Genomic DNA, 14938 nt, shown 5'->3' with positions numbered 1-14938 from the left:
AGGAGTCTACGCGGTTGCCCCACCCCCGAGACCGCTCAGGGGATCAGCACGACCTTGCCGAGGTTGGCCCGCTTCTCGATGACGGTGTGCGCGGCGGCCACGTCTTCCAAGGCGAACTCCTCGTGCACCGCCGGATGCAGCAACCCGGAGGCGAAGTACTGCCACAGTTCCTGACGCCAGTGCTCGTAGACGTCGGGCTGTTCGCGCGCAATGCGGGCGATTTGGAAACCGATCATCGATTTCGCGCCGGACAGCAGATCGAAGGCTTCCACGGTGCCGCCACCGGAGCTGTAGGCGACCAGGCGTCCGCCGGTGCGCACGGCGACGAGGGCGGGTGCGAGCAGTTCACCACCGACAGCGTCGAGGGCGTAGTCGACGGCAGCGCCCCACGACTCGTCCTCGTACGCGACGACCTCGTCGGCGCCGAGTCCGCGCACGAAATCGGCCTTGGCGGGATCGGAGACCGCACCGACCACCCGCGCCGCGCCCCGAATCCGCGCGAGCTGCACGGCGAGGTGCCCGACCCCGGACGCGGCCGCGGTGACCAGCGCCGATTCACCCTCGGCCGGGTTGGCCGCGTCGAGCGCACCCAATGCCACCAGACCGCTGCGCACCAGCGCCACCGCGTCGACCGCGGACGCGCCGTCGGGAATCGGCGAAGCCATCGCCGCCGAAACCACCGCGTAGTCGGCGTAGCCGTGGCCGAAGACCAGACCGGTCACCCGATATCCGGGGGCGAAACTTTCCACCCCTTCGCCGACGGCGACCACTTCACCGGCGATCTCGCCGCCGAGTGCGATCGGCTCGGGCTGCTCACGCACCTTGCGCACCACCGGCAGCGTCACTCCGATGGCTTCGACACGGACGAGCAGTTCGCCCGGACCGGGCGTCGGCACATCGACCGAGACGATCTCGAGCACCTCGGGACCCCCGCTGTGCTGGTATTGCACCCGCCGCATCACACCTCCAGGCTTGGTTCAGGAGCGGTAACGGTAACCACATACCGGCTCCACCTCACATACCCAGCTACCCGCGAGTGCGGCATCTCACGCCTGGTGCGCGCCGGTAGAGAGGCACGTCACCGGAGGTTCCGGCGTGTCGCGCGTGTCGTCCCAGTGTGCCCGCCGGACAAGTTCAGAGGTTCACCGCCGCCGCGGTGTCCTTCAATTGCTGTGCGTCCATCTCGGCGACGCGGGTGGTGAAGAACCACGAGTGCCCGAACGGATCCTCCAGCTCGACCTGCATATCGCCGTGGAACTGCATCTCCACCGGCCGGATGACGCGCGCTCCCGCGGCGATCGCCTGCTCGGCCAACGCCTCGACATCCGGCACGAAGACTATGAGGTTGATCGGCGTGCCGCCGATTGTCCGCGGGCTCCGGAAGTTGTACTCGGGGTATTCGTCGCGCAGCATGAAAACCGCTGATTCGATCCGGAACTCCGCGTGCGCGATCTTGTCGCCCTGTCGCGGAATCTCGACGCTGACCTCGGCACCGAAGGCTTTCCGGTAGAAGTCGAGGGCCGCCGCGGCGTCGTGGACGTTCAGGTAGGGAACGCCGCCCTTGTATTCCTCGGGGATGGGGTTGGGGTCTGACCGCCATCGAGCCAGACCGGTCCGTACTCGATGGCGGCCAGGCCGGCGATCGGCACATAGGAAATGTCGGGCCGGGCGTGGTACCGCATGGCTTGGCTGCCCACGACGGCCACCCCGGCTCCGCTGCTGACCAGCGTGAGCAGTTCCTGCCGCGAGGTCAGGGCCGGTGTGCGCTGGATGGGCCGTCCGCTGGGCGCATGCGCCGGAATGATCCCCTCCAGCAGGTATCCGGGCGCACCCTGCGGCCATCGCCTTGGCGATGCCGTCCTGAATGCGCCGGTAGCCGGCTTCCAGATCGTCCCGCAGCGCCTGCCCGACGGGAGTGATCGCCACCTGCCGACTGGTGCGATGAAACAGCGCCACCCCGAACCGGCGCTCCAGCTGTTTGATCGTCTGGCTGATCCGGGCACCGCTGACGCCGAGCCGTTCGGCCGTGCGCGCGAAATGCAGCTCCTCGGCCAGCGTCAGAAAGATCTCGATATCGCGCCGTTCCACCTCGTGCACGCTAGCGGGCGCTGCCGTTGCGTCGTAGCGTCGATGCCATGGCTCCGATCTCGGAGGTGGTGATGGCGCGGCCGGCGCCGGGACTGGCGACGTTCATCGACCGCTATATCGGCTACCGGATGACGGGATATCCGCCCGGTCTGCATCGCGGCCTGCCCTCGCGGCATATGACGTTCATCGTGGCGATCGGACCGACCATCGACGTCGTCACGCAGACCGATGCGAAGCAGGCGCCGGCCGACTACCGCTGCGTGCTGAGCGGATTGCAGCCGGGACCGGCGGCGATCGCGCACAACGGGAATCAGGAGGGCGTGGCGATCGAGCTGACGCCGCTGGGTAGCCGGGTGCTGTTCGGTATGCCTGCGGGCGAACTGTGGAACCTCTCGGTGGAGTTGTCGGATGTGACGGGCCCGGTGGCGCAGCAGCTGGCCGAGGAATTGCATCTGCATGCGCAGTGGCCGCAGCGGTTCCAGGCCTGCGATCGCGTACTCACCACACTCGCCCATCCGGATCGGGTGGTGGCACCGGAGTTGAGCTGGGCATGGCGAGCGGTGGTCGGTTCCGGCGGGACGTTGCCGGTGGGCCCGCTGGCCGAGCGGATCGGCTGGAGCAGGCAGCACCTGACCCGACGGTTCGGGGCCGAGTTCGGGTTGAGCCCGAAACTGGCCGCGCGCATCGCCCGTTTCGATCGCGCGAAGGCGATGCTGGCGCGCACCCCGTCGTTCGTCAGCATCGCCCAGATCGCGGCGACCTGCGGTTATTACGATCAGGCGCATCTGAACCGGGATTTCGCGGAGTTGGCCGGATGCAGTCCGACCGCCTGGCTGGCCGAGGAGATTCCATCTGTCCAAGACCCGGAGCCGCCCGGCGAGTGAGGCTGAAGCCATGACTACGCCAACTTCCACCACCACTCATGTCTGGCCCTGTCTCGCCTTCCGCGATGCCCGTGCGACGGCGAAGTTCCTGACCGACGCCTTCGGTTTCGAACTGACGGCGCTATATGCCCGCGAGGACGATCCGTCGGTCGTCGAGCACGCCGAGATGCGCTGGCCCGCGGGCGGCGGCATCATGTTCGGCTCCATCGGCCGCAACGACAGCGAGTTCGGGCAGCGGCCCGCGGGCGCGGCCTCGCTGTATCTCGTGTGCGACGACCCGGACGCGCTCTACGAACGCGCCACCAAGGCGGGCGCGCGCATCGTGCGTGAACTGCGCGATGAGGACTACGGTTCACGCGGTTTCAGCGCCGCCGACCCGGAGGGCAACCTCTGGAGTTTCGGCACCTACGCAGGCGAATGACCATGCGGCGACCCGCCGCCGCGCGGGTCGCTTTCTATTCCCGATGTGCGAGTTCCTACACCCGCCCGGATTAAGTGGACCGCAGTCCGCTTGATTGGTTAATCTCGGTCTCCGAAGCGAGCGATCCTTTCCGCTTCCGCAAGGATCTTTTCGAACGCACAGGAGACTCGATGACCACCACCCAGCCGACCGACCTGCTCGAGCTCGACGCCGCCGCCCAGGACCTGCTGTTCCGCGAGGCGCGCACCGCCAACACCTTCACCGACGAGCCGGTCGCCGACGAACAGATCCAGGCCATCTACGACCTGATCAAGTGGGGTCCCACCTCGATGAACCAGCAGCCGCTGCGCGCGGTGGTGCTGCGCTCGCCCGAGGCCCGCCAGCGGCTGGTGCAGCATATGGGCGACGGCAACAAGGACAAGACCACCAAGGCCCCGCTGACCGTGGTGCTGTTCGCCGACAACAACTTCCACGAGCACCTGCCCACGGTGTTCCCGCATTTCGAGGGCGCCAAGGACTTCTTCGCCGACGACGCCTACCGCGAGCACTCGGCCAAGCTGAACGCCGCATTGCAGATCGCCTACTTCATCATCGGCATCCGCGCCGCGGGCCTGGCCGCCGGACCGATGAACGGTTTCGACCACGAGGCCGTGGAGAAGGAATTCTTCCCCGAGGGCGGCCACCACGCGCTGGTCGCCATCAATATCGGCAAGCCGGGCCCGGACGCCTGGTTCCCGCGCAGCCCGCGGTTCGAGGCGAAGGACGTCATCACGACGCTCTGAGCGGACCTCCGCTCGGCCCCGTCGCAGTTCGGCGACGGGGCCGCTGTCGTCTGTGCGACCCGACCGCGGCCGGCAGCCGCGCGACGGCAACTCAACGCCCACCGAGCCCCGACAGCGCGACACCGCGGATGAAGGCGCGTTGCGCGACGGCATACAGCAGCAACAGCGGCAGCAGGATCAGCATCGACGTCGCCATGAGGATCGGCCACTTGGTGTGATACTGCCCTTGCACACGCACCAGACCCAGTGTCGCGGTGGCTATCTCGTCGCGCTGGATCATCACCAGCGGCCACAGGAAATCGTTCCAGACCGTGATCCAGGTGAGCACCGCGAGCACCATGAGCGCGGGCCGCACCTGGGGCAGCAGCACGCGCCAGTAGATCTGCCAGGTGGTGCAGCCGTCGAGGATGGCGGCTTCCTCGAGTTCGACGGGCAGCGTCAGGAAGAACTGCCGCATCAGATAGGTGCCGAAGGCGCTGCCGAAGATGCCGGGCACGATCATCGCCCACGGGGTGTCCACCCAGCCGAAGGCGCGCATGAGCAGGAACTGCGGGATGAGGGTGACGGTGAGCGGCACCATGAGCGTCGCCAGGTAGGCGAGGAACAAGGCGTCGCGGCCGCGAAACGGCAAGCGCGCGAAGGCATATCCCGCCAGCGAGCAGAAGAAGACTTGTCCGGCGGTCACACATGTCGCGTAGGCAGTGGTGTTGAGCAACATGCGGCCGAGCGGGAGCAGATCGAATACTTCGGTGTAGTTCGACCACTGCGGATCGGCAGGGATGGGTGCGGGGTCGGTGACGGCGCCCTCGCGTTTCAGCGACCCCGACAATGCCCACAGGATCGGCGTCAACGCCGCCCACGCGACGATCACGAGCGCCGCGTACACCCCGGCTCCGGACATCAATCTGCGCATCACGGCACGGTCCACCCGCACCCCACCCCGTTCACGCCGAGGCCGCACACCGCGCACCTCGACCTCGGAACGCACCGCGGTCACGGCCCTCGCGACCTCACCTTCTGCCCCGACGCCGCACACGCCGTCGCCGGCGCCCACATCGTCACCACCGACCTCGCCGCCACCCACGCCCCCGTGCGTCCGAGGCCGGGCGGCACGACCTACCGCCGTGCCGTCGGATCGGCCGGTGCGCTTCGCGGTCGGCGGCCCCCGAAAGCCGGGCCGTCGGCCCGCGATCATCCCGCCACCTCCCCGCGCCGGGCATACCGCAATTGCAGCATCGTCAGCACGAACAACCCCGCGAACATCACCCACGCGAGCGCCGACGCGTATCCCACCTCGTAGAACGCGAATGCGTGCTGGAACAGCATGATTCCGAGCAGGTACGTACCGGTTTCCGGCCCACCGCTCCCACCGGTGAGCGCATAGGCCTGGTCGAAGGCCTGCACCGAGTTGATGACGGTGATGACGAAGACGAACGACAGCGGTCCACGGATCAGCGGAATCGTGATGGACCAGAACCGTCGCACCGCACCGGCCCCGTCGATCCGCGCGGCCTCGTAGAGCTGCTCCGGGACCCCTTGCATGGCGGCCAGCAGGATGACGGTGGCGAACGGCACGCTCTTCCACACCGTGACGATGCTCAGCGACACCAGCGCGAGATCCGGGTCGATCAGCCAGGGCACCGGGTCGATGCCGAACCAGCCCAGCAGCAGGTTGAGCAGGCCGTCGTCGGTGGTGAAGATGAATCGCCACACCACCGCCATCGCCACCGTCGAGGCGACCAGCGGCAGGAAGGCGGCGGTACGGAAGAATCCGATCCCGGCAATCGTCCGATTGAGCAATGCGGCGACGACCAGGCCGATCGCGACCGTCGGCAGCAGCGTCAGCAGGGTGAAGACCACCGTATTGCGCACCGCGATCAGGAACAGCGGGTCCGCGGTGAACAACCGGCGATAGTTCGCCAGGCCGACGAATCGCGGTGCACTGAACACATCCCATGAGAAGAAGCTCAGATACAGCGAAACCACCAACGGTCCCACCAGAAACACTCCGACCCCGGCTACGTTCGCCGTCACGAACCAGCGCCCCGCCCGCGCTCGGCGCCGCGCCAGCTGCCCGGGCGGTTCGGACCGCCCTCCATCGATGCGCCGCAACGCATGCGCATGGTGGCCGACCCCGCGCCGACGCAGTGCGTTCAGCGGGGATCGTCGGAGACTCGTCGGGCCTGCTGTCGGTTGTGCCGCCTCGGCACTGCCCGCCGGCGAGCCGCCGGCGTGCGACCCCTGCGCATTCATCGCGTGTGCTCCTGCTCGAGCAGCGAATCGACCGTCCGGGTGAGGTCTGGATGCAACGAGGCCGCGGGCGCGGCGCCACGCAGCACACGGTTGGCGCCGCGCTCGACCAGCGCCTGGACCTTTCCCCACGCGGGCGTGACCGGCAGGGCGCGCGAGTGACTCGGGCCGTCGGTGAGCACGCCCAGATTGGTGACATCGCGATGCGCGCCCGCGAACTCATCGGAGGCCAGCACCGATGTCAGTACCGGAACGAACAGCCCGGACTCGGCGATGATCGCCTGCCCCACCGGCCCGGTCGCGAATTTGACGAATTCCCAGGCCTGTTCGATGCGTGGGCTGTCGGCGGCGATCGCCAGCCCGGTGCAGCCCACATCGGTGATCGCGCCAGGTCCGCCGTGCGGCCCCACCGGCAGCACGGTCAGGTCGATATCGAGATCGTCGTGGCCGGCGAATTCCGAATACAGCCAGTGCCCGCCCATCACCATGCCCGCTCGACCGCGCCGGAACAGATCCGGTGCCGAGACCGACTGCTGATCGGCCACGCGGGGTGCGACCTTGTGCCGCACCGCGAGATCGGCATAGAACTGGAAGCCCTCGGCGAATCGGGGATCACCGAGATTGGTGCGCGTCGGCGCGACCGACGGCGTGAACCAGTCGACCCCGTTGTTCATCCCGAAGCACGCGGCCGAGAAATACGGCACCCAGGCGTCGGCGAAACCCCAGCGCCCCTGACCTTCCCGTGACGTCACCGCCTTGGCCGCGTCGAGAAACTCCTCGAAGCTCCAGGCCTCGTCCCAGTTCCTCGGGGCCCGGACCCCGGCCTCGGCGAACAGTTCCCGGTTGTAGTACAGGAACACCCCCGACCATTGTTCGGGCAGCGCGTACTGGCCACCCTTGTAGCGGAAGGTGTCGTACAGCGCGGGAAAACTATCGCGCCGCAACGCATCCGCGTACTGCGGATCGCGGTCGAGCAGGGTGTTCAGGTCCAACAGCACGCCGCGCTCGGCCAGCCCGGCGTACAGCAGCTCCCACGCCATCATGATGTCGGGACACGCACCGCCCGCGCAGTAGGTGAGCATCTGCTGCAGCGCGTCCGGGCCGGAGACCACCGTGCGGATGCGGATCTCGGGGTGCCGCTTGCCGAACTCGTCGATGATCCGGCGCCGTACCCGCGCCTCCTCGGGGCGGGCGCCGAAGAAGAAGGTGAGCGCGTCGTCATCGGCGCCGCACCCACCGGCCAGCAACGGGGCGGCCAGCGCGGAGCCGAGCAGCGTACGCCGCCGCACGGGTGTGCTCGACAGGACGGATGCCAGCTCCGGCCTCCTCAGGGCGGATGTGGAGCAAATCAGACCGCATGGCAGCATACTGGCGGCAACTGAAGAGGGTGACCGCCGACACACGACAACGATCCGATCGACCGCGATCACGACGCGATAGAACCGCCGCGCCGCGCCGCGCCGATCGGCTACCTTGGCACGTGTTTCAGCATCATCCTGCGCGTTTCACAGGAGAGTAGGCAGATGGCGACCATCGAATATCTGCGGACCGACCCCGATCTGCCGCCCGTCGGCGTGATCGACCGGTCCCCGATGACTCCGGCCAAGAAGGCGATATTCGCGGGCATCGCGATACTCGGCGCCGCTGCCTGGACGATCCTGGCCATCGCCCGTGGCGAGTCGGTGAACGCGGTGTGGATCGTGATCGCGGCGGTCAGCACCTACATCATCGCCTACCGCTTCTACGCGCGACTGATCGAATACAAGGTCGTCACACCGCGCGACGACGTGGCGACTCCGGCCGAGATCCTGGAAAACGGCAAGGACTACCTGCCGATGGACCGGCGGGTGCTGTTCGGCCACCACTTCGCCGCCATCGCCGGTGCTGGCCCGCTGGTGGGCCCGGTGCTCGCGGCGCAGATGGGGTATCTGCCCGGCACCATCTGGATCATCGTCGGCGTGGTGTTCGCCGGCGCGGTGCAGGACTACCTGGTGCTGTGGGTGTCGACCAAGCGACGCGGGCGCAGCCTCGGGCAGATGGCCCGCGACGAGCTCGGCTGGTTCGGCGGCTGGGCGGCCATCATCGGAATTCTCGTCATCATGATGATCCTGCTCGCGGTGCTGGCGCTGGTCGTCGTCAATGCTCTCGCGCACAGCCCGTGGGGTGTGTTCTCCATCAGCATGACCATCCCGATCGCCCTGTTCATGGGCGTGTACCTGCGGTTCCTGCGGCCGGGCGCGGTCGGTGAGGTGTCGCTGATCGGGTTCGCGCTGCTGATCCTGGCGATCATCGCCGGTGGCTGGGTCTCGGAGAACGACACCTGGGCGAGCTGGTTCACCTTCCACCCGGTGACCATCTCCTGGATGCTGATCGGCTACGGCTTCTTCGCCTCGGTACTGCCGGTGTGGTTGCTGCTGGCGCCGCGCGACTACCTGTCGACGTTCATGAAGATCGGCACCATCGGCCTGCTCGCGCTCGGCATCCTGATCACCCTGCCGACCTTGAAGGCGCCCGCGGTCTCGGAGTTCGCGCACACCGGCGCCGGGCCGGCCTTCGCGGGCAGCCTGTTCCCGTTCCTGTTCATCACCATCGCCTGCGGTGCGCTGTCCGGATTCCACGCGCTGGTGTCCTCGGGCACCACACCGAAGCTGCTGGAGAAGGAATCGCACAGCCGGATGATCGGCTACGGCGGCATGCTGATGGAGTCGTTCGTCGCGGTGATGGCGATCATCACCGCCTCGATCATCGACCAGCACATCTACTTCGGTATGAACGCCCCGCTCGGCGCGACCGGCGGCACCCCCGAATCGGCGGCCGCCTACACCAACTCGCTCGGACTGTCCGGCCCGCCGGCCACACCCGAGACGTTCAGCAATGCCGCGAGCGAGGTCGGTGAGGAATCGATCATCTCCCGCACCGGTGGCGCGCCGACGCTGGCCATCGGCATCTCCGAGGTGTTCCACCAGTTCCTCGGCGGGTCGAGCATGAAGTCGTTCTGGTACCACTTCGCGATCATGTTCGAGGCGCTGTTCATCCTCACCACCATCGACGCCGGCACCCGCGTGGCGCGCTTCATGCTCTCCGACGCGCTGGGCAACTTCGCCGGTCCCGCACGCAAATTCAAGGATCCGTCCTGGCGGGTGGGCGCGTGGCTGTGCTCGGCGATCGTGGTCGCGGCATGGGGTTCGATCCTGCTGATGGGCGTCACCGATCCGCTCGGCGGCATCAACGCGCTGTTCCCGCTGTTCGGTATCGCCAACCAGCTGCTGGCCGCCATCGCGCTGATGGTGGTGCTCACCATTCTGGTGAAGAAGGGCCTGACGAAATGGGCCTGGATTCCAGGGATTCCGCTGGTGTGGGACCTCATCGTCACCATGACCGCGTCCTGGCAGAAGATCTTCTCGGCGGACCCGAAGGTCGGCTACTGGAAGCAGCACGAGATCTGCCAGAACGCGCAGCAGGCGGGCAAGCTGTGCCTGACCGCGAAGACGCCGGAAGACGTGGACGCGGTGGTGCGCAACACCTTCATCCAGGGCACGCTGTCCATCGTGTTCGCGGTGCTGGTGCTGATCGTGACGGTGGTCGGCGCCATCGTCTGCTACCGCGCGTGGCGAGCGGGTACGGCCGAGACCACCGAATCGCCGGAGCAACCCTCGCGCATTTTCGCTCCGAGCGGATTCATCCCGACCGCGGCCGAGAAGGAGGTGCAGCGCGAATGGGACGAACTGATCGAGAAGGGCGCGGTGAAGGAGCCCGGCGCGGCGCACTCGAAAGCGCACTGAGGATCGAGGCGGCGGCCGGGGAGCGGCTCCGGGTCGAGCCGGCGAGCGGGCCTGGTCGTACCGTGCTCCGCCTCGTTCGCGGTGTGCTGTGGTGGTTCAACTCGGTGCTCGGCGGGCAGGATTATCAGCGCTATGTCGCGCACCTGCGGCGCAAGCATCCCGGGTGCCGGATTCCGTCCGAGCGGGAGTATTGGCGGGAGCGGCACGCCGAGGCCGATCGCAATCCGGCAAACCGCTGCTGCTGACCCGGCCGCACGCTCCCCCGGCGAGTCGCGTGGCGTGTCGCGCGCGGCCTGCCGGGTCCACCGGGGTAATGACCGATTTCCGCTAGCAGCGGTCGCCGGTTGCTGTCATTGTGGTTGACGTGACGATCACGGCTCTGGACTTCGAACGCTGTTACCGAGCGGTCTCCACCCGGGACTCCCGCTTCGACGGGCAGTTCTTCACCGCCGTGCGGACCACCGGAATCTATTGCCGCCCATCATGTCCGGCGATCACTCCGAAACGCGCCAATGTCAGCTTCCTACCGACCGCGGCCGCCGCGCAGCAGGCGGGCTATCGCGCCTGCCGTCGCTGCCTACCCGACGCCGCGCCCGGTTCGCCGCTGTGGAACACCAGGGCAGACCTGGCGGCCCGGGCGATGCGGCTGATCGGTGACGGCGTGATCGAGCGCGGCGGGGTGCCCGCGCTGGCGGCGACGCTGGGCTATTCGCAGCGTCAGCTCACCCGCGTGCTCACCACCGAACTGGGGGCGGGCCCGCTCGCGTTGGCCAGGGCGCACCGCGCGCACACCGCGCGGCTGCTGATCCAGACCACGAACATGCCGATGTCGGATATCGCGTTCGCGGCCGGATTCGCCAGCATCCGGCAGTTCAACGACACCGTGCGGGAAGTGTTCGCGGTCAGCCCCACCACCATGCGCACCGAAGCGCAGCGGGCCAACGGACGGGCCGTGCCGAGCACCAACGGCACGCTCACCCTGCGGTTGCCCTACCGCGAACCGCTGGACCGCGGCTGGCTGGAATGGTTCTTGTCCGCGCACGCGGTGCCGGGGCTGGAACTATGGGAGGACCGCAGTTACCTGCGCAATCTGCGTACCCCGCACGGGCACGCCTCGATCCGGCTCGGGTTTCAGCGCGATCATGTACGCGCCGAACTCGCCCTGCACGATATGCGCGATCTCGCGCCGACCGTGGCGCGGCTGCGGCATCTGCTCGACCTGGACGCCGATCCGATCGGCATCGATGAGGCGCTCGGGGTGGCCGAGCACGCGCAACGTCCGGAGGGGCGACCACGGTTCGTCCCGGGCATCCGGGTACCCGGATGCCTCGATGGGGCGGAGTTGCTGCTGCGCACCATGATCGGGCAGCAGATCTCGGTGCAGGCGGCGGCCACGCACACCGCCCGGCTGGTCTCCGCGCTCGGCGATCCCATCGACGGGCCGACACCGCGGCTGTTCCCCGATCCCGCGGTGATCGCCGAACGCGGCGCCGAGGTATTGACCGGCCCGGCCCGGCGGATCCGCTCGATCGTCAACGCGGCTGCCGCGCTGGCCTCCGGCGAACTGGCCCTGCACCAGGGCCGCACCGCCGCCGATCTGCGGCGCGATCTGCTGGCGTTGGAAGGGATCGGCCCGTGGACCGCCGACTACGTGACCATGCGCCTGCTCGCCGATCCCGACATCCTGCTCGACACCGACCTGGTGGTGCGGCAAGGCGCCGCCCTGCACGCCATCGACCTCACCGACACCGCGCGGTTCGCCCCGTGGCGCTCCTACCTGTGCATGCAGTTGTGGCACAGCGCCTTGGCCGCCCGCACGGTACCGGCGGCCCGCGCCGCCCGAACGAAAGCGAGTACCGACTCATGACCGCAGCCGTCCTCACCCCCGGCGCCACCGAAACCACTATACGCACAGCCGATTTCGCTACCGTCACGACACCGATCGGCCCGTTCACCACACTGATCGACAGTGACGGCGCCGTGCTCGCCTCCGGCTGGACCGCGGACGCGGAGAACCTGCGCGGCCTCGTCCACTCCGGTCTGCGGCCCGCCGCACTGCGCGAACGCACGGAATTAGGCTCCGTCACCGACGCCGTCATCGCCTACCACCGTGGCGATCTCACCGTCATCGACGCCGTCGAGGTCCGCCAGCGGTCCGGCGAATTCCTCATGCACGCCTGGCAGATCCTGCGCACCGTCCCCGCCGGAAACCCGCTCACCTACACCGCCTTCGCCGCCCGCTCCGGCCGCCCGGCCGCCACCCGCGCCGCCGCCAACGCCTGCGCCCGCAACGCCGCGGCACTGTTCGTCCCCTGCCACCGCATCCTGCGCACCGACGGCACGCTCGGCGGGTTCCGCTGGGGACTGCCCGCCAAGCGCTGGTTGCTCGATCACGAGGCGAACGCCTGAGCCGACGGCTCGGGCGCCGTCGCCCGCCCTACGTCGCAGCACCAGGGTCCTGCGCCGGGGGTTCTGAACCGCCCACCGCGGGGATGCACCGCTGGGCGTTCAGAGGTGCACGGTAACCGCGCCGAGCGGTCGACAGCGATGTCGAGCACCGGCTCGAAGGCTGCACTGCCACCCGCCGCCCCGGTTACGGGAGCAACTGTCGAATCAAGGCGTCGGTGGCCCAGGTCCGCCATTCGGCGGAGGTCCATGACCGTTCGTGAACGAGCAGGTGATAGGTCTCCGGCGACAGCACGGCCAGCGCCACATCGGCGGCCCGCTCAGCGGAAATACCGTTGCGCAGAGGGGTTTTGGCTGCCAACGCTTCGGCGAGGCGCAGCTGCACCGTATGCCGCTGGTCGATATTGGTCTGCCAGAGTTCGGCCAGTTCGGCATCGGTCGCCGCGGCCGAGCGAATCACCTCCAGTAGCGGGCTGACGCGTTCGAAAATCGCTGCCGCCGCGGCTACTTGACGATGTATCTGATCGGCGGGCTCGGCGGCGACCGCCTCGGCGAACCAGGGCCGATCGAGTGTGGCGACCGGCTCGGCATCGCCGGCGATCTCGCGATCGAGCAACTCGGACAGAATCGCGCGTTTGGTGGCAAAGGTGAAGTAGAGCGTCTGCACCGCCATGCCCGCCTGTTCGGCGATGGCCTTCATCGTCGTGGCCGTGTAGCCACGCGTGGTGAACAGCTCCCGCGCCGCGTCGAGCATTTTCGCCCGGTTCGCCGTCGTCTTCGCGGCACGTGTCGTTTTCGCGGTCATCGCTCGATCCTACTTGACTAGAGCGGCACTCCAGTGGATTCTCACTAGAGTATCGCTCTAGTGAAATGGAGGGGCTCATGTCCCGGACAGCGCTCGGCGCACGAGATCGACTGATCCTGCTGCTCATCACCGCCGTCGAACTGGTGGTCTTCCTCGACACAACGGTCCTCAATGTCGCGCTGCCGAGCATCGGCAACGACCTCGGCCTCGACGAGGCCGGGCTCGGCTGGGTGACCAATGCCTATCTGCTCGCCTTCGGCGGATGCATGCTGCTCGGCGGGCGAGCCGCGGATCTGCTCGGGCCACGCCGGATGTTCGCCTGCGGCCTGGCGGTGTTCACCGCCGCCTCGGCACTGGCCGGGTTCGCGGGCACTCCGGCACTGCTCATCGCCGCCCGCGCGTTGCAGGGAATCGGTGCGGCGGTGGTGATTCCCGCGCAATTGGCCTTGCTGACCGCGACGTTCACCGAGCCGTCCGCCCGTAATCGCGCATTCGGGGTCTGGAGCGCGATGGGGGCCGCGGGCGCTGCCCTCGGGACAGCCATCGGTGGACCACTCACCGACTGGTTCGGCTGGCCGTCGATCTTCCTGATCAACCTCCCGGTCGGCCTGCTGGCCCTCGGGCTCCTCGCGGTATTGCCTGCCGACACCGCACCGGGTGGCACCGGCCGACGGCTGGACCTTCCCGGAGCGGTCACCGGCACGGCGGCCCTGCTGCTCATCGGCTATGCGATAGGGGCGCTCGCCGATCCCGGCGCTCGCGTCTCGGCCTGCGGGCTGCTGGTCGCCGGTGCGGTGCTGCTGGCCTGCTTCCTCTGGATCGAAGCGCGCAGTCCGCACCCGCTGATGCCGTTGCGGTTGTTCGAGGTTCGGCACGTGCGTGGCTCGGCACTGGTGAACGTTCTCGTCGGCGCGTCGCATGTGCCGACCTTCGCGCTGCTCGCGCTGTACCTACAGAACAGCCAGGGCTACAGCCCCACCGCATCGGGACTCGCGGTGCTTCCGGTGGCGGTGGTAAATATCCTCATCTCCCGCACGCTCATCCCGATCGCGCTCGATCGCCTCGGCGCCTGGCGGGTTCTGGCCGGAGGCTTGGCTTTACAGGCCGTGGCGATGGCGTTGTTCGCTCGCGTACCCGAACACGCGACCTACCCGATCGATGTCCTGCCCGGCGCGATTCTGCTGGGTATCGGCCTGCCCGCCGCATTTGTCGGCGTCACCGCACCCGCCGTGACCTCGGTCGACCAGGTCGACGCCGGCATCACCGCCGGCATCGTCAACACCGCGCAGCGGGTCGGTTCCGGGCTCGGCGTCACGGTGCTGCTCCTGCTCGGCCAGGTGGTGACCGAGCAGTCGGCGGCCGGGCCCGAACACGCCTACCGCACCGGCCTGGCCGCCGCCTTCACTGTCGCGGCGGCACTGGCGGCATTCGGCGCGGTGCTCACCGTCGCGCTGTTGCGGGCGAAACCACGGCTCGCGCAACACACCGGCACCGCGGTCTCGGCGTCCTGAGATCCGCCG

14 protein-coding genes are annotated in these 14938 nt (G+C 68.3%); 8 read left to right on the top strand and 6 right to left on the bottom strand.

Annotated features, from left to right (window positions below):
* Positions 1-35: 35 nt before the first annotated feature.
* Together AC5W7N_RS16225 and AC5W7N_RS16220 are read right to left on the bottom strand one after the other, a co-directional pair.
* Positions 36-959 carry a quinone oxidoreductase family protein gene (locus AC5W7N_RS16225; RefSeq protein ID WP_495921827.1) on the bottom strand — a complete coding sequence of 308 codons (924 nt, stop codon included), beginning with the start codon at positions 957-959 and terminating at the stop codon, positions 36-38.
* 175 nt (positions 960-1134) lie between these two features.
* Positions 1135-2088 (bottom strand): LysR family transcriptional regulator, encoded by a 954-nt coding sequence (locus AC5W7N_RS16220; RefSeq protein ID WP_495921826.1) that lies wholly within the window; start codon positions 2086-2088, stop codon positions 1135-1137.
* A 47-nt stretch (positions 2089-2135) separates the two neighbouring features.
* Between AC5W7N_RS16220 and AC5W7N_RS16215 the strand changes: the two genes are divergently transcribed.
* The 3 genes from AC5W7N_RS16215 (at position 2136) to AC5W7N_RS16205 (ending at position 4175) form a co-directional block, all read left to right on the top strand.
* Positions 2136-2972 carry an AraC family transcriptional regulator gene (locus AC5W7N_RS16215; RefSeq protein WP_163815179.1) on the top strand — a complete coding sequence of 279 codons (837 nt, stop codon included), beginning with the start codon at positions 2136-2138 and terminating at the stop codon, positions 2970-2972.
* Positions 2973-2982: 10 nt separating this feature from the next.
* Entirely contained in the window at positions 2983-3393 is a 411-nt protein-coding gene (locus AC5W7N_RS16210; protein ID WP_163815177.1) for a VOC family protein, read from the top strand.
* Between the two features lie 170 nt (positions 3394-3563).
* Entirely contained in the window at positions 3564-4175 is a 612-nt protein-coding gene (locus AC5W7N_RS16205) for a malonic semialdehyde reductase (RefSeq protein WP_163815175.1), read from the top strand.
* Between the two features lie 91 nt (positions 4176-4266).
* Here AC5W7N_RS16205 and AC5W7N_RS16200 read toward each other — a convergent pair whose 3' ends face one another.
* The 3 genes from AC5W7N_RS16200 to AC5W7N_RS16190 form a co-directional block, all read right to left on the bottom strand.
* Complete coding sequence (locus AC5W7N_RS16200; RefSeq protein ID WP_495924134.1) at positions 4267-5088, bottom strand: carbohydrate ABC transporter permease; 822 nt, start codon at positions 5086-5088, stop codon at positions 4267-4269.
* 278 nt (positions 5089-5366) lie between these two features.
* On the bottom strand, positions 5367-6245 hold the full coding sequence (locus AC5W7N_RS16195) for a carbohydrate ABC transporter permease (RefSeq protein WP_228806936.1): 879 nt from the start codon (positions 6243-6245) through the stop codon (positions 5367-5369).
* Positions 6246-6424: 179 nt separating this feature from the next.
* Positions 6425-7729: an ABC transporter substrate-binding protein gene (locus tag AC5W7N_RS16190; protein ID WP_195006985.1), complete on the bottom strand. Its 1305-nt coding sequence runs from the start codon at positions 7727-7729 to the stop codon at positions 6425-6427.
* A 219-nt stretch (positions 7730-7948) separates the two neighbouring features.
* On the opposite strand from AC5W7N_RS16190, the gene AC5W7N_RS16185 reads away from it, so the two are divergent.
* From AC5W7N_RS16185 to AC5W7N_RS16170, 4 genes are all read left to right on the top strand, one after another.
* Positions 7949-10207, top strand: a complete 2259-nt coding sequence (locus tag AC5W7N_RS16185) for a carbon starvation CstA family protein (protein ID WP_495921825.1) — start codon at positions 7949-7951, stop codon at positions 10205-10207.
* A gap of 62 nt (positions 10208-10269) precedes the next feature.
* Entirely contained in the window at positions 10270-10452 is a 183-nt protein-coding gene (locus AC5W7N_RS16180; RefSeq protein WP_462731370.1) for a YbdD/YjiX family protein, read from the top strand.
* Between the two features lie 119 nt (positions 10453-10571).
* A complete protein-coding gene (locus AC5W7N_RS16175) occupies positions 10572-12074 on the top strand; it encodes an Ada metal-binding domain-containing protein (RefSeq protein WP_462736089.1) in 1503 nt (500 codons plus the stop codon).
* Positions 12071-12616, top strand: coding sequence for a methylated-DNA--[protein]-cysteine S-methyltransferase (locus tag AC5W7N_RS16170; RefSeq protein ID WP_495921824.1), 546 nt, complete (start codon positions 12071-12073; stop codon positions 12614-12616). Before AC5W7N_RS16175 ends, AC5W7N_RS16170 begins: the two co-directional genes overlap by 4 nt.
* A gap of 184 nt (positions 12617-12800) precedes the next feature.
* Here AC5W7N_RS16170 and AC5W7N_RS16165 read toward each other — a convergent pair whose 3' ends face one another.
* Complete coding sequence (locus AC5W7N_RS16165) at positions 12801-13418, bottom strand: TetR/AcrR family transcriptional regulator (RefSeq protein WP_163815165.1); 618 nt, start codon at positions 13416-13418, stop codon at positions 12801-12803.
* 77 nt (positions 13419-13495) lie between these two features.
* On the opposite strand from AC5W7N_RS16165, the gene AC5W7N_RS16160 reads away from it, so the two are divergent.
* Complete coding sequence (locus AC5W7N_RS16160; RefSeq protein WP_495921823.1) at positions 13496-14929, top strand: MFS transporter; 1434 nt, start codon at positions 13496-13498, stop codon at positions 14927-14929.
* The last annotated feature ends 9 nt before the right edge of the window (positions 14930-14938 follow it).

This window comes from Nocardia sp. CDC519, from assembly GCF_059509835.1.
The sequence above is the reverse complement of the archived record's forward strand: the minus strand, read 5'-3'. Positions and strand labels throughout refer to the sequence as shown.

What these genes read in the sequence shown, in the direction of transcription:
- AC5W7N_RS16225 (WP_495921827.1), bottom strand. Translation starts at nt 959, where the DNA reads ATGCGGCGGGTGCAATACCAGCACAGCGGGGGTCCCGAGGTGCTCGAG.
- AC5W7N_RS16215 (WP_163815179.1), top strand. Translation starts at nt 2,136, where the DNA reads ATGGCTCCGATCTCGGAGGTGGTGATGGCGCGGCCGGCGCCGGGACTG.
- AC5W7N_RS16210 (WP_163815177.1), top strand. Translation starts at nt 2,983, where the DNA reads ATGACTACGCCAACTTCCACCACCACTCATGTCTGGCCCTGTCTCGCC.
- AC5W7N_RS16205 (WP_163815175.1), top strand. Translation starts at nt 3,564, where the DNA reads ATGACCACCACCCAGCCGACCGACCTGCTCGAGCTCGACGCCGCCGCC.
- AC5W7N_RS16200 (WP_495924134.1), bottom strand. Translation starts at nt 5,088, where the DNA reads ATGCGCAGATTGATGTCCGGAGCCGGGGTGTACGCGGCGCTCGTGATC.
- AC5W7N_RS16185 (WP_495921825.1), top strand. Translation starts at nt 7,949, where the DNA reads ATGGCGACCATCGAATATCTGCGGACCGACCCCGATCTGCCGCCCGTC.
- AC5W7N_RS16170 (WP_495921824.1), top strand. Translation starts at nt 12,071, where the DNA reads ATGACCGCAGCCGTCCTCACCCCCGGCGCCACCGAAACCACTATACGC.
- AC5W7N_RS16165 (WP_163815165.1), bottom strand. Translation starts at nt 13,418, where the DNA reads ATGACCGCGAAAACGACACGTGCCGCGAAGACGACGGCGAACCGGGCG.
- AC5W7N_RS16160 (WP_495921823.1), top strand. Translation starts at nt 13,496, where the DNA reads ATGTCCCGGACAGCGCTCGGCGCACGAGATCGACTGATCCTGCTGCTC.